At 66.1% G+C, this 19,401-nt stretch carries 19 protein-coding genes; 12 read left to right on the top strand and 7 right to left on the bottom strand.

Annotation, left to right across the window (positions count from 1 at the left end; all coding sequences use genetic code 11):
• Nucleotides 1–3: 3 nt before the first annotated feature.
• Together CKW46_RS24345 and CKW46_RS24340 are read right to left on the bottom strand one after the other, a co-directional pair.
• Nucleotides 4–777: an enoyl-CoA hydratase gene (locus CKW46_RS24345; protein WP_117435339.1), complete on the bottom strand. Its 774-nt coding sequence runs from the start codon at nt 775–777 to the stop codon at nt 4–6.
• 11 nt (nt 778–788) lie between these two features.
• The gene (locus CKW46_RS24340; protein ID WP_482053475.1) at nt 789–1,826 is read right to left on the bottom strand and encodes an enoyl-CoA hydratase/isomerase family protein; all 1,038 of its coding nucleotides are present in this window, start codon (nt 1,824–1,826) and stop codon (nt 789–791) included.
• A gap of 247 nt (nt 1,827–2,073) precedes the next feature.
• Between CKW46_RS24340 and CKW46_RS24335 the strand changes: the two genes are divergently transcribed.
• Nucleotides 2,074–2,916 carry a Bax inhibitor-1/YccA family protein gene (locus CKW46_RS24335; RefSeq protein WP_012395952.1) on the top strand — a complete coding sequence of 281 codons (843 nt, stop codon included), beginning with the start codon at nt 2,074–2,076 and terminating at the stop codon, nt 2,914–2,916.
• Nucleotides 2,917–3,094: 178 nt separating this feature from the next.
• Here the strand turns inward: CKW46_RS24335 and CKW46_RS24330 are convergent, their stop codons facing one another.
• Both CKW46_RS24330 and CKW46_RS24325 read right to left on the bottom strand, forming a co-directional pair.
• Nucleotides 3,095–4,312: an acetyl-CoA C-acetyltransferase gene (locus CKW46_RS24330; RefSeq protein ID WP_482052504.1), complete on the bottom strand. Its 1,218-nt coding sequence runs from the start codon at nt 4,310–4,312 to the stop codon at nt 3,095–3,097.
• A gap of 92 nt (nt 4,313–4,404) precedes the next feature.
• Nucleotides 4,405–5,364: an SGNH/GDSL hydrolase family protein gene (locus tag CKW46_RS24325; RefSeq protein WP_482053474.1), complete on the bottom strand. Its 960-nt coding sequence runs from the start codon at nt 5,362–5,364 to the stop codon at nt 4,405–4,407.
• Between the two features lie 245 nt (nt 5,365–5,609).
• Here CKW46_RS24325 and CKW46_RS24320 point away from each other — a divergent pair, with 245 nt between their 5' ends.
• The 4 genes from CKW46_RS24320 to CKW46_RS24305 all read left to right on the top strand — a co-directional run bounded on the left by CKW46_RS24320 (nt 5,610) and on the right by CKW46_RS24305 (nt 10,392).
• Nucleotides 5,610–6,677, top strand: a complete 1,068-nt coding sequence (locus CKW46_RS24320) for an alpha/beta hydrolase (RefSeq protein ID WP_482053473.1) — start codon at nt 5,610–5,612, stop codon at nt 6,675–6,677.
• A 58-nt stretch (nt 6,678–6,735) separates the two neighbouring features.
• On the top strand, nt 6,736–8,130 hold the full coding sequence (locus CKW46_RS24315; protein WP_036426325.1) for a cystathionine beta-synthase: 1,395 nt from the start codon (nt 6,736–6,738) through the stop codon (nt 8,128–8,130).
• A 195-nt stretch (nt 8,131–8,325) separates the two neighbouring features.
• Nucleotides 8,326–9,126, top strand: a complete 801-nt coding sequence (locus tag CKW46_RS24310) for an RDD family protein (protein WP_041299563.1) — start codon at nt 8,326–8,328, stop codon at nt 9,124–9,126.
• Nucleotides 9,127–9,225: 99 nt separating this feature from the next.
• Entirely contained in the window at nt 9,226–10,392 is a 1,167-nt protein-coding gene (locus CKW46_RS24305; protein WP_482052503.1) for a cystathionine gamma-synthase, read from the top strand.
• 82 nt (nt 10,393–10,474) lie between these two features.
• Here CKW46_RS24305 and greA read toward each other — a convergent pair whose 3' ends face one another.
• Together greA and CKW46_RS24295 are read right to left on the bottom strand one after the other, a co-directional pair.
• Nucleotides 10,475–10,969, bottom strand: a complete 495-nt coding sequence (gene greA / locus CKW46_RS24300) for a transcription elongation factor GreA (protein WP_011738576.1) — start codon at nt 10,967–10,969, stop codon at nt 10,475–10,477.
• A gap of 231 nt (nt 10,970–11,200) precedes the next feature.
• Nucleotides 11,201–11,635 carry a DUF4307 domain-containing protein gene (locus CKW46_RS24295; protein WP_012395945.1) on the bottom strand — a complete coding sequence of 145 codons (435 nt, stop codon included), beginning with the start codon at nt 11,633–11,635 and terminating at the stop codon, nt 11,201–11,203.
• Between the two features lie 141 nt (nt 11,636–11,776).
• On the opposite strand from CKW46_RS24295, the gene mca reads away from it, so the two are divergent.
• From mca to CKW46_RS24275, 4 genes are read left to right on the top strand one after another with little or no spacing between them, the layout of a single operon-like run.
• The gene (gene mca / locus CKW46_RS24290; protein ID WP_012395944.1) at nt 11,777–12,649 is read left to right on the top strand and encodes a mycothiol conjugate amidase Mca; all 873 of its coding nucleotides are present in this window, start codon (nt 11,777–11,779) and stop codon (nt 12,647–12,649) included.
• Nucleotides 12,646–12,945: a hypothetical protein gene (locus tag CKW46_RS24285; protein WP_011738573.1), complete on the top strand. Its 300-nt coding sequence runs from the start codon at nt 12,646–12,648 to the stop codon at nt 12,943–12,945. Before mca ends, CKW46_RS24285 begins: the two co-directional genes overlap by 4 nt.
• Nucleotides 12,932–14,956, top strand: a complete 2,025-nt coding sequence (locus CKW46_RS24280; protein ID WP_482052502.1) for a thioredoxin domain-containing protein — start codon at nt 12,932–12,934, stop codon at nt 14,954–14,956. The genes CKW46_RS24285 and CKW46_RS24280 overlap by 14 nt, the downstream gene beginning before the upstream one ends.
• Before the next feature lie 13 nt (nt 14,957–14,969).
• Nucleotides 14,970–15,353 carry a nuclear transport factor 2 family protein gene (locus CKW46_RS24275; RefSeq protein ID WP_117435347.1) on the top strand — a complete coding sequence of 128 codons (384 nt, stop codon included), beginning with the start codon at nt 14,970–14,972 and terminating at the stop codon, nt 15,351–15,353.
• A gap of 24 nt (nt 15,354–15,377) precedes the next feature.
• Here the strand turns inward: CKW46_RS24275 and trhA are convergent, their stop codons facing one another.
• Complete coding sequence (gene trhA / locus CKW46_RS24270) at nt 15,378–16,118, bottom strand: PAQR family membrane homeostasis protein TrhA (RefSeq protein ID WP_012395942.1); 741 nt, start codon at nt 16,116–16,118, stop codon at nt 15,378–15,380.
• 146 nt (nt 16,119–16,264) lie between these two features.
• Here trhA and CKW46_RS24265 point away from each other — a divergent pair, with 146 nt between their 5' ends.
• The 3 genes from CKW46_RS24265 to CKW46_RS24255 all read left to right on the top strand — a co-directional run bounded on the left by CKW46_RS24265 (nt 16,265) and on the right by CKW46_RS24255 (nt 19,265).
• Entirely contained in the window at nt 16,265–17,053 is a 789-nt protein-coding gene (locus CKW46_RS24265) for a (2Z,6E)-farnesyl diphosphate synthase (protein WP_012395941.1), read from the top strand.
• A 238-nt stretch (nt 17,054–17,291) separates the two neighbouring features.
• Nucleotides 17,292–18,662 (top strand): hypothetical protein, encoded by a 1,371-nt coding sequence (locus tag CKW46_RS24260; protein WP_012395940.1) that lies wholly within the window; start codon nt 17,292–17,294, stop codon nt 18,660–18,662.
• Between the two features lie 189 nt (nt 18,663–18,851).
• Nucleotides 18,852–19,265 carry a hypothetical protein gene (locus CKW46_RS24255; RefSeq protein WP_117435349.1) on the top strand — a complete coding sequence of 138 codons (414 nt, stop codon included), beginning with the start codon at nt 18,852–18,854 and terminating at the stop codon, nt 19,263–19,265.
• Nucleotides 19,266–19,401: the final 136 nt, after the last annotated feature.

The raw sequence follows: 19,401 nt of genomic DNA, 5'->3' as shown, positions 1-19,401 counted from the left end.
CACCTATCGGTGGGTGAAATTGGGCGGGCGCTTCTCGATGAACGCCGCCATCCCTTCGGACTGATCGGCTGTCGCGAAGGCGGAGTGGATGAGGTGACGTTCGTAGAGAAGTCCCTCGGCCAGGGTTGCTTCGAACGTGCGGTTCACGGCTTCCTTGGCCATTCGGGCCGCTGACCGCGACATCTGCGAAATGGTGGTGGCCACCGCCTTTGCCTCGGTGAGCAGGTCGTCGGCCGGCACCACCCGTGACACCAGACCACTGCGCTCCGCTTCGGCGGCGTCGATGGTGCGTCCGGTCAGGATCAGATCCATGGCTTTGGCCTTGCCGATCGCCCGGGTCAACCGCTGTGAGCCGCCCATCCCCGGCAGGACGCCGAGTTTGATCTCGGGTTGGCCGAACTTCGCGGTATCGGCGGCGATGATCAGGTCGCACATCATGGCTACCTCGCAACCGCCACCGAGCGCGTACCCGGCCACCGCGGCGATGGTCGGGGTGCGGACGGCGGCCAGTTTGCCCCAGGCGGCGAAGAAGTCGGCGTCGAACGCTTCGGAGAACGTCAGGTCCGCCATTTCCTTGATGTCGGCTCCGGCGGCAAATGCCTTGGCTGAGCCGGTGATGATGATCGCCCCGATGCCGGGATCGTTGTCCAGCTCGGCCGCAGCGCTGGTGACTTCGTTCATCACCTGGCTGTTGAGCGCGTTGAGGGCCTGTGGCCGGTTCAGGGTGATGATGCCGACTCGCTGGTCGCGCTCGACCAGGATGGTTTCGTAGCTCATGACCTGCCTTTCTAGAAACTCAAGTCGTCGTCGACCGGCGCGAAATACGCTGCGACGTCGGACTCGGTGATCTCGGCGAACGTCGCCGGCGACCATTTCGGATTGCGGTCCTTATCGATCAACTGTGCGCGGATGCCCTCCACCAGGTCGTGCGAGCGCAACGACGCCGAGGACACCCGATAGTCCTGGACCAAGACGTCTTCGAGCGTTTCCAGCTTGGCTGCACGGCGCACCGCCTCCAACGTCACCGACAGTGCGATGGGGGAGCGGCTGGCAATCACATTGGCGGCGTCGTTGGCCGGGCCGGCATCGTGGCTGCGCAGTGCGGCGATGATGTCGGCGACCGTATCACCCGCATAGCACTCGTCGATCCAGCCGCGTTGGGCGGCGAGACCGCTGGGTGGCGGTTCGACGGCGTGGTGGGCCAGCGCGCTCTCGATTCCGTCGGAGGCGATGGCCGCGCTGAAGGCGCCGAGTTCGGCGTGCGGCACGAAGTGGTCGGCGAACCCCAGTGCGATGGCGTCGGCACCGGAGAAGGGTGCTCCGGTGAGTGCCGCGTGCAACCCCAGGGCGCCGGGGGCCCGCGACAGCAGGTACGCCCCGCCGACGTCGGGAATGAACCCGATACCGACCTCGGGCATCGCGACCTTGGAGGTATCGGTCACCACCCGGATGTCGCCGTGGGCGCTCACGCCCACGCCGCCGCCCATCACGATGCCGTCCATCAAGGCCACATACGGCTTGCTGAACCGGCCGATCTGGCCGTTCATCAGATACTCGTCGCGCCAGAACCGCCGCGCTTCGGCCCCGTCCTTGCGGGCACTGTGATAGATGGCCACCACATCACCGCCGGCACACAATCCGCGTTCGCCGGCTCCGGAGACCACCACCGCGCGTACCTCGCCGTCGCGCTCCCAGCGGGTGAGCACCGTGCTCAGCAGGTCCACCATTGTCTGGTTCAGCGAGTTGATCGCTTTGGGGCGGTTGAGGGTAATAAAGCCGACACCGCCGTCGACGCGGGTCAGAACTTCGTCGGACTCGCCGGTCACGGCTTCGGTCACGCTAGATCTCCCCTCCAGGGAATCGTCCAAGAGTTTGACCAGCAATCTAGATCGTGACTCGCTCCTGGGTGGCCCCGGGGCTAAGGTTTATCGTTAGCCGGACGACAGCGGCGCGGTTGGGCACGAGTCCGGAAAACAGAAAACCGGCAGGTGCGTTGGGAACCCGCGCGGGCCACTGATCGTTGAGCAGTTGTTCGCACAGCTCGAACCCATAGCCATAAGAGAGGATCCGACGGTGCGGGAGACAAGTAACCCGGTATTCCGCTCGCTGCCGAAGCAGCGGGGCGGATACGCGCAATTCGGTACGGGAGCAGGGGCGGGATATGCCGGCGACCCCTACATGGCTCCCTACCAGGAGACTCGTGACGCTGGGACGACCCGGCCACTGACCATCGACGACGTCGTGACCAAGACTGGCCTGACGCTGGCCATGCTGTCCGCGACGGCAGTCGTTTCCTACTTCCTGGTTGCCCAGAACATCGCGCTGGCGATGCCGCTGACCCTGGTCGGCGCGCTCGGCGGGCTGGCGCTGGTGCTGGTCGCGACCTTCGGTCGCAAACAAGACAACCCGGCGATCGTGCTCAGCTACGCCGCGCTGGAGGGTCTGTTCCTTGGCGCCGTTTCGTTCGTTTTGGCCGCCTACACGGTGGGGTCCGCCAACGCGGGAGTGCTCATCGGGGAGGCGGTCCTGGGCACGCTCGGCGTGTTCTTCGGGATGCTGGTCGTCTACAAGACCGGGGCTATCCGAGTCACGCCTCGGTTCACTCGCATGATCGTGGCCGCCATGTTCGGGGCGCTGGCCCTCATGCTCGGCAACTTCCTGCTGGGGATGTTCGGTGTCGGCGGCGGCGAGGGCCTGGGCCTGCGCAGCGGTGGACCGCTGGCGATCCTGTTCTCACTGGTGGTCATCGGTATCGCGGCGTTCAGCTTCCTGATCGACTTCGACGCCGCTGACCAGATGATCCGGGCCGGAGCGCCGGAGAAGGCGGCGTGGGGTATCGCGCTGGGCCTGACCGTGACGCTGGTCTGGCTCTACATCGAGATCCTGCGTCTGCTGAGTTATCTGCAGAACGACTAGTCTCGGCTCGACGAGAAAAGCCGGCACATATGTGCCGGCTTTTTCGTGTGTCCGCTTGGTCTCTTGAGTGTGCGGTGGTGGCCCCGAGCGTGTGCTGGTGGCGGGCTGACCCGAGTTTCGCAGCCCAGGGCGCACACTCACCGCCCTGGGCGCACGCTCGACGTCGGTGCCTGAGGCGCTAGCTCAGCCGCTCGATCACCATGGCCATGCCCTGGCCGCCACCGACGCACATGGTCTCCAGGCCGAACGTCTTGTCGTGGGTCTGCAGATTGTTGAGCAAGGTGGTGGTGATGCGGGCGCCGGTCATGCCGAACGGGTGTCCCAGGGCGATCGCTCCGCCAGAGACGTTCAGCTTGTCCTCGTCGATGCCCAACTCCCGGGCCGAGCCCAGCACCTGCACCGCGAACGCTTCATTGATCTCGACCAAGTCGATGTCGCTGATGGACATACCCGCCCGCTGTAGCGCCTTCTTGCAAGCCTCGATGGGGCCAAGGCCCATGATCTCCGGGGACAGACCGCTCACGCCGGTGGACACGATGCGCGCCAACGGCGTCAGGCCCAGCTCCTTGGCCTTGGTGTCGCTGGTGATCACCACTGCCGCGGCGCCGTCGTTGAGTGGACAGGCGTTGCCGGCGGTCACTGTGCCGTTGGGCCGAAACACCGGCTTGAGTTGGCTGACCTTTTCGTAGGTGGTACCCGCGCGCGGGCCATCATCGGTGCTGACCGTGGTGCCGTCGGGAAGCGTCACCGGGGAGATCTCCCGTTCGAAAAAGCCGCTCTTGATCGCCTCTTCGGCACGGTTTTGGCTGCGCACACCCCAGTGGTCTTGGTCTTCGCGGCTGATGCCCGAAATGATCGCGACGTTTTCAGCGGTCTGACCCATGGCGATGTAGACGTCAGGCAGATTTCCGTCAGCGCGCGGGTCATGCCATTCCTCGGCACCCGCGGCCGCGGCGGCGGTGCGTTCCTGGGCCTCATCGAAGAGGGGGTTCTTGGTGTCGGGCAGCGAGTCGGAGTTGCCCTTGCCGAACCGGGACACGGTCTCTACGCCCGCGGAGATGAACGCGTCGCCCTCGCCGGCCTTGATCGCATGAAACGCCATCCGGGTGGTCTGCAGTGAAGACGAGCAGTACCGGTTGACCGTGGTCCCCGGCAGAAAGTCGTAGCCCAGCGCCACGGCGACGACGCGCCCGATATTGAAGCCGGACTCACCTCCCGGGAGGCCGCAGCCCATGATCAGATCGTCGATCTGGTGCGGGTTCAGCGCGGGCACTTTGTCCAACGCGGTGCGCACCATCTGCACGGCCAAGTCGTCGGGGCGCATGCTGACCAGCGACCCTTTCATGGCGCGGCCGATCGGCGAGCGGGCTGTTGAGACGATGACGGCTTCTGGCATAACAGCTCCCTCCATTGGGGTGTGGCGAAGCCGAATCTAGCCTGACGACGAGCCTGGTGACGATTCGGGTCGTGCAGCGGCCCGTTGCCCGACTAGCCGCTAGCCGGGATCGCGACGGGTCCACCAACCACCGGGACCGGGCGCCGCCACAGCCGGGTGACGATGGCGCCCCGGGAACGCTCCTGGCTGCTGGTGCGGAAGCTAGGCCGCGACGGCACGGGAAGCATTGCGCTCCCGATCTTTTCGCGTAACGCATCGCGCAGACTGAGGAGCAGCTGATCGGCCGCCAGGCCGTACGCCGTTGCGAATGGGTGATATCGGTCGGCGGAGAACATCCGTTCGGGTTCGGCCCGGAATTGGCGTGCCAGCAGATTGGCGAGCGGAACCGGCACCCCGCCGGCCGCCTTGACGGCGGCGGTCTGAGCGCGGGCGAGCTGGCTTCCCCGCGTGTGAGCCAGGGACCGCAACGGTTGCGGTATTGCGGTGATGACACTGAAGTCCGGGCACGTGCCGACCACCACGATTGCGCCGCGGGCGCGCAGCTTGCGTACCACCGAGCCAAGCCGTTCCGCGGAGGGGCCGATCCCGTTGAGTGCTGTTATGTCGTTGGCGCCGATGATGATGATCGCGGCGTCCGGTGGCGGTCCGGCCACAAACATCGCGTCGACCTGACCGCACACGCCTTTTGAGGTGGCGCCGACCAGGGCTTTGGTGCTCAACCGCACCCGCTTGCCGGTCTGCTCGGCGAGCTTGCGTGCCATCACCACGCCCGGCACTTCCTCGGGGCTGCCACAGCCGTATCCGCACGCCGTGGAGTCGCCGAACATCATCAGGTGAAGGTCAAAGGGGGTTCCGCGGCGCCAGCGCTGCACCGGCCCACCGCCGCGGGAGTAGACCCCATCGGCACGGGGAGGTACGTCCCAGGCTTTGGGGATGATGGTGCGCGCGTGCGTAGCCTGACCGACCAGCAAGTTGCGTGCGCCCAGATAGGCCGTACCTGTCGAGGCGAGTGCACCCGCTGTGGCCAGAGCGATCGTCGAACGCCGCGGCACGCGTATGCCCACGCGATCAGTTTAGATCGGCTTCTCTGTTTGCGGGTCTACCTGACAAAACAGGTGAATTACGTTGTGGATCAATTGTGGTATCGAATCAGACTCATTAAGCGTTGTTTAAAAAGTAAGCTGTCAAGCTAAGTCGGAGGAGTTGGCAAATCGCTCGGGGGAGCAGGTTCAATCCGAACGCTTGGCCGCTCCATCACATGCCTTATCGGACTACAACGACGTAGGAAGTGTTGCGCATGACCGCACCTAGCAGGGTCCCCAGTAACCCTATCCATGCCATTCGCCCACGAGACGTACTCAAGACACGTAGACTTGAGGCACGCAGATTCGCCATCAGTGATGGCGCTCCGGTCGAGGTTGTCGAGTCGGGCCCGAGCGTTGCTGCGCGGGTCGCGACGCTTGCCTCGCGGCTGACCATTCGGCCGGTGTTGGCGGTCGGTAGCCACGTGCCGCATCTACCTTGGCCATGGGGCCTCATCGATCACGCCGCGAAGGCTTTGGTCCCGGCGTCTGCCACCGTGAGGGCCGCGGTGAGCTTGCCAAATACGGCAGCGCAACTGGTTCGGGCGCCGGGCGTGCTGCCCGCCGACGGGACCCGGCGCGTGGTCCTCTATCTCCACGGCGGTGCCTTCCTGACCTGTGGAGCAAACTCGCACGGGCGGTTGGTCGAGCTGTTCTCAAAGTTTGCTGACGCGCCCGTTCTGATCGTCAACTATCGGCTGATGCCCAAACACTCGATCGGTATGGCGCTCGATGACTGCCACGACGGCTACCGCTGGCTGAGGTTGTTGGGCTACGACCCGGAACAGATCGTGTTGGCCGGAGACTCCGCCGGCGGCTATCTCGCGCTGACTCTCGCGCAGCGGCTGCAGGAGGAAGGCGAGGAGCCGGCCGCCCTTGTCGCGATCTCGCCACTGCTGCAGCTAGCAAAGGAGCAGAAAAAGGCTCATCCCAACATTAAGCGGGATGCGATGTTCCCGCCGAAGGCTTTCGACGCGCTTGGTGAATTGGTTGCTAGCGCGGCCGCTAAAAACAAAGTCGACGGCAAACCCGAGGAACTCTACGAGCCGCTCGAGCACATCCGCCCGGGTCTCCCGCGGACCCTGATTCACGTGTCGGGATCCGAGGTGCTGTTGCACGACGCCCAGCTGGCGGCGCGCAAGTTGGCGGCGGTCGGGGTGCCCGCCGAGGTGCGTGTCTGGCCGGGACAGGTGCACGACTTTCAGGTCGCCGGGCCGTTGTTGCCCGAGGCGACCCGCTCCCTGCGTCAGATCGGCGACTACATCCGCGAGGCAACCGGCTAGGGGGTCGCGCCGTACCCGGAGTGTGGTTCGCCGGGACCGGCCTGACACGATGAAGCCCATGCGGATCGCCCAGCACATCAGTGATCTCATCGGCGGCACACCACTGGTTCGCCTGAACGCGGTCGTTCCGGCCGGGATCGGCACGGTGGCGGCGAAGGTCGAATATCTCAACCCTGGCGGCAGCTCCAAGGACCGGATCGCGATCAAGATGATCGACGCGGCCGAGGCCAGTGGAGCGCTGCGACCCGGCGGCACCATCGTCGAGCCGACGTCGGGCAATACCGGGGTGGGTTTGGCCCTGGTCGCCCAGCACCGGGGCTACAAGTGCGTATTCGTCTGCCCCGACAAGGTCAGCGAGGACAAACGAAACGTCTTGCGGGCCTACGGCGCTGAGGTGGTGGTGTGCCCGACGGCGGTGCCGCCGGAGGATCCGGACAGCTACTACAGCGTCTCTGACCGGCTGGTCAGAGAAATCGACGGTGCGTGGAAGCCCGACCAGTACGCCAACCCCGAAGGCCCGGCCAGCCACTACGCGACCACCGGCCCGGAGATCTGGGCCGATACCGATGGCAAGATCACGCATTTCGTTGCCGGCATCGGCACCGGTGGAACGATCACCGGCGCGGGGTGCTACCTCAAGGAGGTGTCGGGCGGCAAAGTCCGCGTCATCGGCGCCGACCCGGAGGGGTCGGTGTATTCCGGCGGGACCGGGCGGCCCTACCTGGTCGAGGGGGTGGGCGAGGACTTCTGGCCGGCGGCCTACGACCACGCGGTGCCCGACGAGATCATCGCGGTGTCGGACTCCGACTCCTTTGACATGACCCGGCGGCTGGCCCGAGAAGAGGCGATGCTGGTGGGCGGATCCTGCGGGATGGCGGTGGTAGCCGCCCTGCGGGTCGCCGAACAAGCAGGGCCCGACGCGCTGGTTGTCGTGCTGCTGCCCGACGGCGGGCGCGGTTACATGTCGAAGATCTTCAACGACGCGTGGATGTCGTCGTACGGCTTCTTGCGCAGCCGCCTCGACGGCAGGACCGATGCGTCCACGGTTGGTGATGTGCTGCGGCGCAAGTCCGGTGCGTTGCCGGCTCTGGTACACACCCACCCCTCCGAGACGGTGCGCGATGCCATCGGAATCCTGCGGGAATATGGCGTGTCGCAGATGCCGGTGGTCGGCGCCGAGCCGCCGGTGATGGCCGGTGAAGTTGCCGGCAGCGTTTCCGAACGCGAACTGCTCTCGGCTGTATTCTCGGGCAAGGCCAAGCTGGCCGACGCCGTCTCCCAGCACATGAGCCCGCCGCTGAAGCTGATCGGCGCCGGTGAATTGGTCGGTGTGGCAGGCAAGGCATTGCGGGACTGGGATGCCTTGATGGTCGTCGAGGAGGGCAAGCCGGTCGGGGTCATCACCCGGTATGACTTGTTGGGATTCCTTTCCGAAGGGGCGTTGCGGCGCTAGTCCGCCGTGGCGCCACAACTTAGGTCGGCTAGGAACAAAATCGGCTGGTAGCTACCTCCCCGACGGTGCCCAACCATGCTGGTAATGGCGCGAATCGCGGCTCGGGCGCAGCTCTAGCCTGATCTCTCCGCAGACCGCCAACCTCAGGTACTGTAAGGCCGCCTACTTCAGCTAATTCCGAGTGGAAGGTTGCCCATGACCGATCAGCCGCCTCCCGGCGGGTCTTACCCCCCACCGCCTCCGCCTCCCGGATCCTCCGGTGGGTCGGAGCCGCCCGCTGGTGGGTACCAAGCACCACCGCCTCCCTCGGCGCCCAGCGGGGGCGGCTACCCGCCGCCGCCACCGCCCCCGTCGCCCAGCACCAGCGGTTATCCGCCGCCTCCGCCGCCGTCGGCGCCCGGCGGCAGCGCTTATCCGCCGCCTCCGCCACCACCACCGCTGGAAGGTGGCTACCCGCCGCCGCCACCACCGTCGGCGGGTGGATACGCACCGCCCCCACCGGGGCCGGCGATTCGTGCACTGCCGGCGGAGTCCTACACGCCGTGGATCACTCGCGTGCTGGCCGCGCTCATCGACTTCGCGCCCTACGTTGTGGTTACCGGCATCGGCTGGCTGATCATGATGGTGACCACGACCTCGTCGTGCGTGACCGACATCAGTCAGTACGACATTGGCCAGTACTGCGTATCCCAGCCGTCGATGATCGGTCAGCTGGCGCAGTGGTTGTTGTCCCTGGTGGGGTTGGCCTACCTGGTATGGGACTACGGCTACCGCCAAGGCACCACCGGTTCGAGCATCGGTAAGTCGATCATGAAGTTCAAGGTGGTCAGCGAAACCACGGGGGAGCCGTTGGGCTTCGGAATGTCGGTGGTGCGCCAGCTTGCGCACATCGTCGACGCGATCATCTGCTACATCGGGTTCCTGTTCCCGCTGTGGGACGCCAAGCGGCAGACGCTTGCCGACAAGATCATGACGACGGTTTGCCTACCGCTCTGAGTGCAACGCAACTCACTTGTGTCAGTGAGTGATTAGCAAAGCGCCACCTCGGCCGTGCGATTACGGCCGGGGTGGCGTTCGCTATTAGGCTGGTCATCGATGAAGGACGATCACAAGGCGCAGCACCGGTTCGCCGGACTCGCAACACGAGCCATTCATTCCGGCTATCGCCCGGACCCGGCGACCGGAGCCGTCAACGCTCCGATCTATGCCAGCAGCACCTTCGCCCAGGATGGTGTCGGCGGGCTTCGGGGCGGCTATGAGTATGCGCGAACCGGCAATCCGACTCGCACCGCCTTGGAAGCCGCGCTTGCCGCGGTTGAAGACGCGGCGTTCGGGCGTGCGTTCAGTTCCGGCATGGCCGCCGCCGACTGCGCGCTGCGGGCAATGCTGCGACCGGGTGACCATGTCGTCATCCCCGACGACGCCTACGGCGGCACCTTCCGGTTGATTGACAAGGTCTTCACCGGGTGGAACGTCGAGTACACACCGGTAGCCCTGGCGGATCTGGATGCGGTGCGTGCGGCGATAAGGCCAACCACCCGACTGATTTGGGTGGAAACACCGACCAATCCGCTGCTGTCGATCGCCGACATCGCCGGCATCGCCCAGCTGGGTGCGGACAGCTCGGCGAAAGTTCTGGTGGACAACACCTTCGCATCTCCGGCGCTGCAGCAGCCGCTATCGCTGGGCGCCGACGTGGTGCTGCATTCCACCACCAAATACATCGGTGGTCACTCCGATGTGGTGGGTGGCGCACTGGTGACCAATGACGAAGAGCTGGACCAGTCTTTTGCCTTCTTGCAGAACGGGGCGGGCGCGGTGCCGGGCCCGTTCGACGTGTACCTGACCATGCGCGGCCTGAAAACCCTGGTCCTGCGCATGCAGCGGCATAGTGAAAATGCCGCTGCCGTGGCGGAATTCCTCGCCGAACATCCCGCGATCAGCACCGTGTTGTACCCAGGGCTGCCCAGTCACCCCGGCCATGCCGTGGCGGCGCGGCAGATGCGCGGGTTTGGCGGCATGGTTTCGGTGCGGATGCGAGCCGGCCGCACCGCCGCCGAACAGCTGTGCGCCAAGACGAACATCTTCATCCTGGCCGAATCGCTAGGCGGTGTGGAGTCGCTGATCGAGCATCCCAGCGCGATGACTCACGCGTCGGCCGCGGGTTCGCAGCTGGAAGTGCCCGATGACCTGGTGCGGCTGTCGGTCGGTATCGAAGACGTTGCCGATCTCCTCGACGACCTCAAACAGGCGCTGGGCTAACCCCGGCGCGAGCAGCCCGCGAGCAGACACAGAATCGCACGCGCAGCGCGCGCTGGGTGCGATTCTGTGTCTGCTCGTCAGGTCAGGAGTGGTAGGGCTCGGCGCTGATCAGCGTGACCTCGATGACGCTGCCGTTGGGCACGGTGTAGCTACGGGTCTCACCGACCTTGGCGTCGATCAGGGCGCCACCGAGCGGGGAATTCGGCGAGTACACCTCGAGCTTGCCGTCGTTGACGCCTTCTTGGCGGGTGGCGATGAGGAATGTCTCGCTATCGGACTGGTCGCCGTTGTAGTAGACCTTCACCACGGAACCGGGCAGGGCGATACCGGACTGCTTGGGCGCTTCGCCGACCTTGGCGTTGTTGAGCAGGTCCTGCAGCTGGCGGATGCGGGCCTCTTGCTGGCCCTGCTCTTCGCGGGCGGCGTGGTAGCCGCCGTTCTCGCGCAGGTCGCCCTCTTCGCGGCGGTCATTGATTTCGGCGGCGATGATCGGACGATTGGCGATCAAGTGATCGAGCTCGGCCTTGAGTCGGTCATGTGACTCCTGGGTTAACCAGGTCACCTGAGTATCCGTCATCTCGTGGCGCTCCTTGTGTTGTCTTTTGGCGCATGCGCGCAAGTTGCTGATCCCGCATCAACCCGGTATCGGGCGTACGCGGGCCCCCACCCCGGTCGCTGCCACTCCGCTTCTGCTCACGGCCATTAATGCAGCAATACACGGTCCCGGTCAGGACCGTGTATCTAGCCATGTTACCACCGCGCTAACAGTCGGTGACTGCATATGCGCAGTTCGGGGTTTGTTGCGCGGTCAAGGTGAGCGCAAGTAAGCGGGCACATCTGTGCCGCAACCGTATACGTCCGCCATCAACGGCGGCTTGCTCGATTTCAGGGTCGTCGTCACCTGCACGGTGGTTTGGTCCGAGGGCGGCACCAGGACCTCTCGCCGGCCGGTCTCGCTACCGTCCTTGGCCCGGACGCGCACGATGCAATCGACCGGCCGTGACGGGTCTGACCGCGTCACGCTGATCGTCACCGATGCCGTCTGCTCATCGATCACGCGGTAGCCGGCCAATTTGCCGGTGACGGCGTTGGTGACGATCCGCTGGTAGCCGATCACGGCAAGCACGGTCCCGGCCACCACCACCAACACCGCCAGAGCGATGAGGATGTAGCGCCGCGACCTACCGGAGAGTCGAGACCGCCCATAGCGGGCTTCGGGACGGGATATGGGTGCTGGATTCATGCCTGGCTTGGCGGATCGGGGAAGGGCTGTGGGCGGGCGTCAGACGCCGGACGACAAGATGGAACGATTGAGAACTGAAATTATAGTGGCGCAATCGGCCGGCGAGCAGACGGCCCGACCAGCAGACGGACAAGGGAGCACGTGAGCAAACTGCGGTTGATGGCGGTGCATGCCCACCCCGACGACGAGTCCAGTAAGGGCGCCGCCACTCTTGCCCGGTACGCGGACGAGGGTCATCGCGTGCTGGTGGTGACGTTGACCGGGGGCGAGCGCGGCGAGATTCTCAACCCGGCGATGGATCTGCCCGACGTGCACGGGCACATCTCCGAAATTCGCCGCGACGAGATGGCGAAGGCGGCCGAGATTCTCGGTGTGGAGCACACCTGGCTTGGGTTCGTCGACTCCGGACTGCCGAAGGGGGATCCGCCGCCCCCGCTGCCCGAGGGGTGTTTCGCCCTGGTGCCCTTGGAAGATTCCATCGAAGCGCTGGTACGTGTGGTGCGGGAGTTCCGGCCCCACGTGATGACGACCTACGACGAGAACGGCGGCTACCCGCACCCCGACCACATCCGCTGCCACCAGGTCTCCATCGGCGCCTACGAGGCCGCTGCCGACTATCTGCGGTTCCCGGATGCCGGTGAGCCCTGGACGGTGTCCAAGCTCTACTACATCCACGGCTTCCTGCGGGAGCGCATGCGGATTCTGCAAGATGAGTTCATCAAGCGCGGCCAGGAAGGTCCGTTCGGCAAGTGGCTCGAGCACTGGCATCCCGACCACGATCCGTTTGCCAACCGAGTCACCACCCGCGTTGAGTGCTCGGGCTATTTCGCCCAACGCGACGACGCCTTGCGAGCGCATGCGACCCAGATCGACCCCAACGCCGAATTCTTCGCGGCGCCGCTGTCGTGGCAGCGTGAACTCTGGCCGACCGAGGAATTCGAGTTGGCCCGCTCGCGCATCCCCATCGGTCTGCCTGAGACCGAGTTGTTCGCCGGAATCGAGTCGAGCCAATGAACCAGTTTCTGCTCACTGTGATTGCAGACGATGCACCGCGCAATACCGGACCCGATTTCGGCAAGGCCAGTCCGTTGGGGCTGCTCGTCGTCGTGGTCTTGGTCATCGCCACGTTGTTTCTGCTGCGATCGATGAACCGGCAACTCAGGAAGGTCCCGGAATCCTTCGATCGTGCGCACCCCGAGCCGGATCAGGCGGCCGACGAGGGCACGGATGTGGTGGACGTCGAGGAACCGCCCGCCGCGGACGGTGGCGCCACCACGCGATCGCCGGGGCCGGCCGATGACCCCGGCTGATTCATCGGCCGGTTTCTCCGGAACCAATACCCTCGCGCAGGCCACCAGTCCGTACTTGCGCCAGCACGCCGACAACCCCGTGCATTGGCAGCAATGGACACCGCAGGCGCTGGCTGACGCCGCCGTGCGCGACGTGCCGATTCTGTTGTCGATCGGATACGCCGCGTGTCACTGGTGTCACGTCATGGCCCACGAATCGTTCGAGGACGACGAGGTGGCGGCGGTGATGAACGCGGGCTTCGTCAACATCAAGGTGGATCGCGAGGAACGGCCCGATATCGACGCGGTCTACATGAACGCCACCGTTGCCCTCACCGGGCAGGGCGGCTGGCCGATGACGTGCTTCCTGACCGCTGATGGGCGGCCCTTCTACTGCGGTACCTACTACCCGAAAGCGGGTTTTCTGCAGCTGCTTTCGGCCGTATCGGAGACCTGGCGGGAACGTCGCGGCGAGGTGGAGGAGGCCTCCGACCACATTGCCGGTGAGTTGCGTTCGATGGCGTCCGGACCGCCCGGCGGCGGTCCCGACGTGGCGCCGGAGCTGTGTGACCATGCCGTCGCGGTCGTCTTGGGTGAGCAGGACACGGTTCATGGTGGCTGGGGCACCGCGCCCAAGTTCCCGCCGTCGGCGCTGCTGGAAGCGTTGCTGCGGCACTACGAGCGCACCGGCTCCCCGGCCGCACTGGCTGCGGTGTCGCGCACCGGCGCCGCGATGGCCCGCGGCGGCATCTATGACCAACTTGCCGGCGGCTTCGCCCGATACAGCGTCGACAAGGCCTGGGTGGTACCGCATTTCGAGAAGATGTTGTACGACAACGCGCTGCTGTTGCGGGCTTATGCGCACTGGGCCCGGCGGACCGGCGATGAGTTGGCGCGCCGCGTCGCGGCCCAGACCGCGGGGTTTCTGCTGGACGGGCTGGCCGCTGGCGGCATGTTCACCTCCTCGCTGGATGCCGACACCGACGGCCGCGAGGGTTCGACCTATGTCTGGACTCCCGAACAGCTGATCAAGCTCCTAGGTGAGGACGACGGCCGTTGGGCCGCAGAGGTTTACGCGGTGACCGCGGCCGGCACCTTCGAATACGGCGCGTCGGTGTTGCAGCTGCCCTCGGATCCGCACGACGCCGAGCGGCTGCAGCGGGTCAGCGGCGCACTGTCGGCGGCCCGGCGCGGGCGCGCGCAACCCGGTCGCGATGACAAGGTCGTCACCTCCTGGAACGGGTTGGCAATCACGGCGCTGGTAGAGGCCAGCATTGCCCTGCAGCAGCCCGAATTGGCGCAAGCCGCGCGGCGTTGCGCACGCGTGTTGCTGGACTTGCACGTGGTCGACGGCCGGTTGCGCCGCGCCAGCCTGGGCGGTGTGGTCGGCGACAGCGCGGCCATCCTCGAGGACCATGCCATGCTGGCCACCGGCCTGTTGGCGCTCTATCAGTTGACTTCCGAACCGGGTTGGCTGACCTCGGCCTGCGATTTGCTGGATACCGCATTGGCGCACTTCGGCGATCCGCAGCGGCCCGGTCGCTGGTTCGACACCGCCGACGACGCCGAGCGGCTGATGCTGCGCCCGGGCGACCCGCTCGACGGGGCCACGCCTTCGGGTGCGTCTTCGATCGCCGAAGCCCTGCTGACCGTCGCACACCTGGTCGCCGACGACCGCGCCCCGCGCTACCTGCAAGCCGCCACGGAAACGTTGCGCGAACATTCGGTCTTGCTGGCACGCGCACCGAGGTCGGCCGGGCACTGGCTGTCCGTCGCGGAGGCGGCGGTGCGGGGACCGCTGCAGATCGCGGTTGCCTGCGACGATCCGCAGTCAGAGCTACTGGCCGCCGCCCGCCGGCTGGCGCCGGGCGGAGCCATCGTCGTCGGCGGTCGGCTGGACTCGGCACCGTTGCTGATCGGACGGGATCGGGTGGCGGGTGCGGACGCCGCCTATGTCTGCCGGGGACGGGTCTGCGACCTGCCGGTGACCGGTACCGGCGAACTGGCCGCAGCTCTGCCAGTGCCCGGGTAGTAGCGTGCGTCACATGCCGAATTCCGCTGAGAGGTCCCAAGCGATTACCGAAACGGTCAACCGATACATGTCGGTGCTGGCCGACGGCGGCGCCGACGATCTGGTCGGCTTCTACGCCGATGACGCGACCCTCGAGGATCCGGTCGGGGGAGAGGTGCACATCGGTACGCGAGCCATCCACGGCTTCTATTCGGCGATCGCGGGCCTGACGCGCGAGTGCGAGTTGGTGTCGCTGCGGGTGTGTGGCAACGAGGCGGCTTTTCAGTTCCGGCTGACCGTGACCAGCGGCGACAGCAAGATGCGGGTGGAGCCCATCGAGGTCATGGCGTTCGATCGCTCCGGCAAAGTGGCCACGATGAAGGCGTATTGGTCAGCGGCCGACGTGACTCATTTGTAGCCACGTGAGGCGCTGCTGTAGCGCTCAGAACACCACGAACCACATCGCGATGTAGTGGCAGATCGCCGCGACCGCGGTGCAGGCGTGGAAGAACTCGTGGTAGCCGAACGTCGAGGGCCACGGATCCGGCCAGCGCACGGCGTAGAGAATGCCGCCGATGCTGTACAAGGCGCCGCCGACAAACAGCAGCACCAGCGCCGTCACCCCGGCGTTGTGCAGAATCGTCGCGGTGTACCAGACCGCGACCCAACCCAGCAGCAGGTAGAGCGGGACACCGACCCAGCGCGGCGCGGTCGGCCAGCACATCTTGAGTAGAATCCCGGCGATCGCACCGCCCCACACGATCGATAACACCACTCGCCCGTCATGGCCCGGCAATGCCAGCAGGGCGAACGGGGTGTAGCTACCGGCGATGAACACGAAGATCATCGAGTGATCGGCCCGCTTCATCCACTTGTGCGTGGTCGCGGACGCCCAGTTGACTCGGTGATAGGTGGCGCTGACGGTGAACATCACCACGGTGGCCGCAATGTAGGCCAGCGTGGCCAGGCCGGCTTCGGTGGAGCCCACCGCCCAGGAGACCGCAACCAGCGATGCGCCCGCCAAAACAGCGGTGCCGGCCGAATAGACGTGGATCCAGCCGCGGAAGCGCGGCTTGGTGAGCGCCCGTGCGACCCCTTCGACGAGATGATGCGCAGCGTTGGGAACGGCTAGACCCTGTGGTTCGGGTTCTGCGGTGCTGGCCATGCTGGCCTGGCTGCTCATTTCGCCCATTGCCCCGTCTGGTGATCGCCGGATATCGGTCACCGATCACAGTAGTCGCCCCGAGCGTGAGTGGGCTTACGACTTGGCGTGATCTTGCGGCGAATCAAGGCCGGAATTTGGTGCGCGGCACAGTAGTCTGGATCCTCGTGGAGATCATCCCGCCGCGGCTCAAGGAGCCGTTGTATCGGCTGTATGAGCTGCGGCTGCGGCAAGGCCTGGCAGCCACGAGTTCCGAGTTGCCGCGGCACATCGCGGTGCTGTGCGACGGCAATCGCCGTTGGGCCCGCGATGCGGGTTACGACGACGTCAGCTACGGCTACCGGATGGGTGCCGCCAAGATCGCCGAGATGTTGCGGTGGTGCCAGGAAGCCGGCATCGAGATGACCACCGTCTACCTGCTGTCCACTGAAAACCTGCAGCGCGACGCCGACGAGCTGGCGGCGCTGATCGAGATCATCACCGACGTCGTCGAAGAGATCTGTGCCCCGGCCAACCGCTGGAGTGTGCGCACCGTCGGCGACTTGGAGCTGCTCGGCGATGAACCGGCGCGCCGGCTGCGCGAGGCCGTGGAATCCACGCCGGCCACCGCGCAGTTCCATGTGAACGTGGCAGTCGGCTACGGCGGGCGTCGCGAGATCGTCGACGCGGTGCGGGCGCTGCTGAGCAAGGAACTCGCCAACGGTGCGACCGCCGAGGAGCTTATCGACGCGGTGAGCGTTGAGGGCATTTCGGAGAACCTCTACACTTCGGGGCAACCCGACCCTGATCTGGTCATCCGCACGTCCGGCGAGCAGCGGCTGTCCGGGTTTCTGTTATGGCAGAGCGCCTACTCGGAGATGTGGTTCACCGAGGCGCACTGGCCAGCGTTTCGGCGGGTCGATTTTCTGCGCGCATTGCGCGACTACAGCATGCGCCATCGCCGGTACGGCAAGTAATCGCGTGCGGCACTGAGCCCGCCGCTGGGATGCCCCTCGATCTACCAGGGCTGGCGCTGCGGCACCGGCTCGACCGACTCGGTGGGCGCCAACCTCCGACTGCAATTGGGGCAGAACCGGGGGACAACCAGCAGGAGTTCATGATCTGGTTCAACCATCGATTCCTTCTCCGACGGCGTGGCCACCGGCGAGGCCGCATCGGCGGTACGGCGAGGCGCTGGCGTGGAACACTGGGCGCATGGCTGCGCTGTCGGCGGTGGTGTTCACGCTCAGCGGTTGGCTGGGGCTCTACCTGCTGGCCCGCGACCCGCGCAAGCCGGTGCTGATATTGGCCGCCATTGGGCTATGCGGGTTTGCCCTTGTCTTGGCGTTGGATGCGGTGCGCAACACCAGCATGGCCCACGCCCAGTTGCTCGGTCAGCTGGAGATCTACCTGGTCGCCGTGCCGGGCGTGGCATGGTTCGGCGTTCTGCTCGAGTTGTCGGTGGCGCCCGAGCGCCCTTGGGCACGCAAAGCCGAGTTGCTGCTGATCGCGGCCGTCGGCGCGCTGGCCCTGCTGGGTGCGACCATCGCGGGCAGCGTGGCAGGGCCACTGCGGCCCGGTCACTGGCTGATGTTTGCGGTGATCTCGGCGGCAACGCTGGGCGCCATGGTGGCCGTGTTGGTGCGGCCGGCGCAGCCGATGCCGGTGGTCGGCGTGGTCATCGTCGCGACGCTGTTCTTCGCGCTGGGCAATGCCATCCTGGTGATTCCGCTGGGGCTGGTGCCCAGCTGGCTGGCCCTGGCCTCAACGGGATTCGACGTGTTGTTGCTCGGCGTGGCCGTGGCGGTATGGGACGCCTTCGACGAAGGCCAGGCGTTGCGCGCGGACATGCTGCGCTCGTTTGCGGGCGCGATGGCGGTCGCGGGTGTGTTGGGCGGTCAGGCGCTGATCGGGTTGGCCTTGATCCGCGATGAGCCCACCGCTTCGACCGTGCTGACGGTGCTGCTGTTCACCAGCCTGTCGATCGCCATCGCCGTGCAGGTGTTGGCCGACCCACTGGCCGGGGTACTGGACCGGCTGGCGTTTTCGAAATCGCCGGCACTGCGCGCCGACCGCGCGGCACTGCGCCACACCGGTGCGGCGCTACCGCTGCGGTCGGCGGATCCGCTTGCCGGCATCGATGACGAGACCTTTGTCAGGCTGACCCGCAGAGCGCTGGGGCACTACGGTGACCTGGCCAAGCTCGTCGCCAGCCCGTTGACCGCGTTGCCCGTGATCGATCAGCGGCTGGCCACCCGTGGGGTTCCCGACCAGCCGCTGGAACGGGCCAACGAACTTAAGGCCGTCCTGGCCGACGGCATCAAGCGACTCAAGCCGCGTGAGGGTGGTGATTTCGGAACCACCGAACAGTGGCGTTATTACAACTCGCTGTATTTTCCCTACGTCGTCGGTGTGCGTGCCTACGCGCAGAATGCCACCGCGGCGGGTTTGGATCCCATCGCCCGGCAGGCCTGGCAATGGCTGGTGACCGAGGTCCCGCAGCGGTCACTGCACAACTGGCAGAACGCGGCTGCTCGGCTGATCGCGGCCGATTTGCGCGGGCGCATCACGGTGGCCAGCGACTAGTCTTGCCGGCCCCCGCCCGGCGGGCGTTGACGGCACTGCCCGCAACTGCCTGACGGCGGGGAGAACGACCTGGTCACGGGGCCTATGGCAGCAGTTGGCAGTGCCATGCGTCGATCTGGCAGTGCGCAGGCGGCAGTCTCAAAACTGTTCCACCGACCGCCTTCTCGCACAGCCCCAAGGAGTAATGCAATGACCGCAATCTCGGGCCCGACAACTCGGCCCCTCTCCGATTCGACGGACGCACTGCTGCGTTTCGCGATGCGCGCGGACGCCACATTGACCGGACTCATGGGCCTGGCCCTCGCCGCGGCCGCCGACCCGATGTCGTCGCTGACCGGCCTGACATCCGCTCAGGAATACAGCATCGGTGCCTTCTTCGTGCTCTACGGCCTGTTGGTGTTCGGCCTCGCCGCGATACCCAACCTGCGTCGCGCCGGGATAGGGGTGGTCGTCGGCAACCTCGTCTACACCGTGGGCGCGATCGTCGCCGCCGAACTAGTGCCGATGACTGGCATCGGGGTGGCCGCGACAGTGGCCAGCGGCGTGTTCACAGCGGCATTTGCCGGGCTGCAGTACCTGGGAGTGCGTCGTATCACGGCCTGAACTCCCCTTCCCGCTGGTGCGGGGCGCCCCCGATAGCTGAGGTGGGTGCCCCGCACCAGCCATGTCGGGCGGTGGCGGGTTCCGCGGCCCGGGAGAGCCGGCGGTGACTGACGATGAGGTTGGAATGCTCAAATCG

The organism is Mycobacterium liflandii (genome assembly GCF_022354805.1).
Classification (GTDB): Bacteria; Actinomycetota; Actinomycetes; order Mycobacteriales; family Mycobacteriaceae; genus Mycobacterium; species Mycobacterium marinum.
Note: the sequence above shows the minus strand (reverse complement) of the source record. Positions and strands in the feature narration are given on the sequence as shown.

Excerpts from the sequence above, each read along its gene's own strand:
- CKW46_RS24345 (WP_117435339.1), bottom strand. The coding sequence starts at position 777 with ATGAGCTACGAAACCATCCTGGTCGAGCGCGACCAGCGAGTCGGCATC.
- CKW46_RS24330 (WP_482052504.1), bottom strand. The coding sequence starts at position 4,312 with ATGCCAGAAGCCGTCATCGTCTCAACAGCCCGCTCGCCGATCGGCCGC.
- CKW46_RS24320 (WP_482053473.1), top strand. The coding sequence starts at position 5,610 with ATGACCGCACCTAGCAGGGTCCCCAGTAACCCTATCCATGCCATTCGC.
- CKW46_RS24315 (WP_036426325.1), top strand. The coding sequence starts at position 6,736 with ATGCGGATCGCCCAGCACATCAGTGATCTCATCGGCGGCACACCACTG.
- CKW46_RS24310 (WP_041299563.1), top strand. The coding sequence starts at position 8,326 with ATGACCGATCAGCCGCCTCCCGGCGGGTCTTACCCCCCACCGCCTCCG.
- CKW46_RS24305 (WP_482052503.1), top strand. The coding sequence starts at position 9,226 with ATGAAGGACGATCACAAGGCGCAGCACCGGTTCGCCGGACTCGCAACA.
- greA (WP_011738576.1), bottom strand. The coding sequence starts at position 10,969 with ATGACGGATACTCAGGTGACCTGGTTAACCCAGGAGTCACATGACCGA.
- CKW46_RS24295 (WP_012395945.1), bottom strand. The coding sequence starts at position 11,635 with ATGAATCCAGCACCCATATCCCGTCCCGAAGCCCGCTATGGGCGGTCT.
- CKW46_RS24285 (WP_011738573.1), top strand. The coding sequence starts at position 12,646 with ATGAACCAGTTTCTGCTCACTGTGATTGCAGACGATGCACCGCGCAAT.
- CKW46_RS24280 (WP_482052502.1), top strand. The coding sequence starts at position 12,932 with ATGACCCCGGCTGATTCATCGGCCGGTTTCTCCGGAACCAATACCCTC.
- CKW46_RS24275 (WP_117435347.1), top strand. The coding sequence starts at position 14,970 with ATGCCGAATTCCGCTGAGAGGTCCCAAGCGATTACCGAAACGGTCAAC.
- trhA (WP_012395942.1), bottom strand. The coding sequence starts at position 16,118 with ATGAGCAGCCAGGCCAGCATGGCCAGCACCGCAGAACCCGAACCACAG.
- CKW46_RS24260 (WP_012395940.1), top strand. The coding sequence starts at position 17,292 with ATGGCTGCGCTGTCGGCGGTGGTGTTCACGCTCAGCGGTTGGCTGGGG.
- CKW46_RS24255 (WP_117435349.1), top strand. The coding sequence starts at position 18,852 with ATGACCGCAATCTCGGGCCCGACAACTCGGCCCCTCTCCGATTCGACG.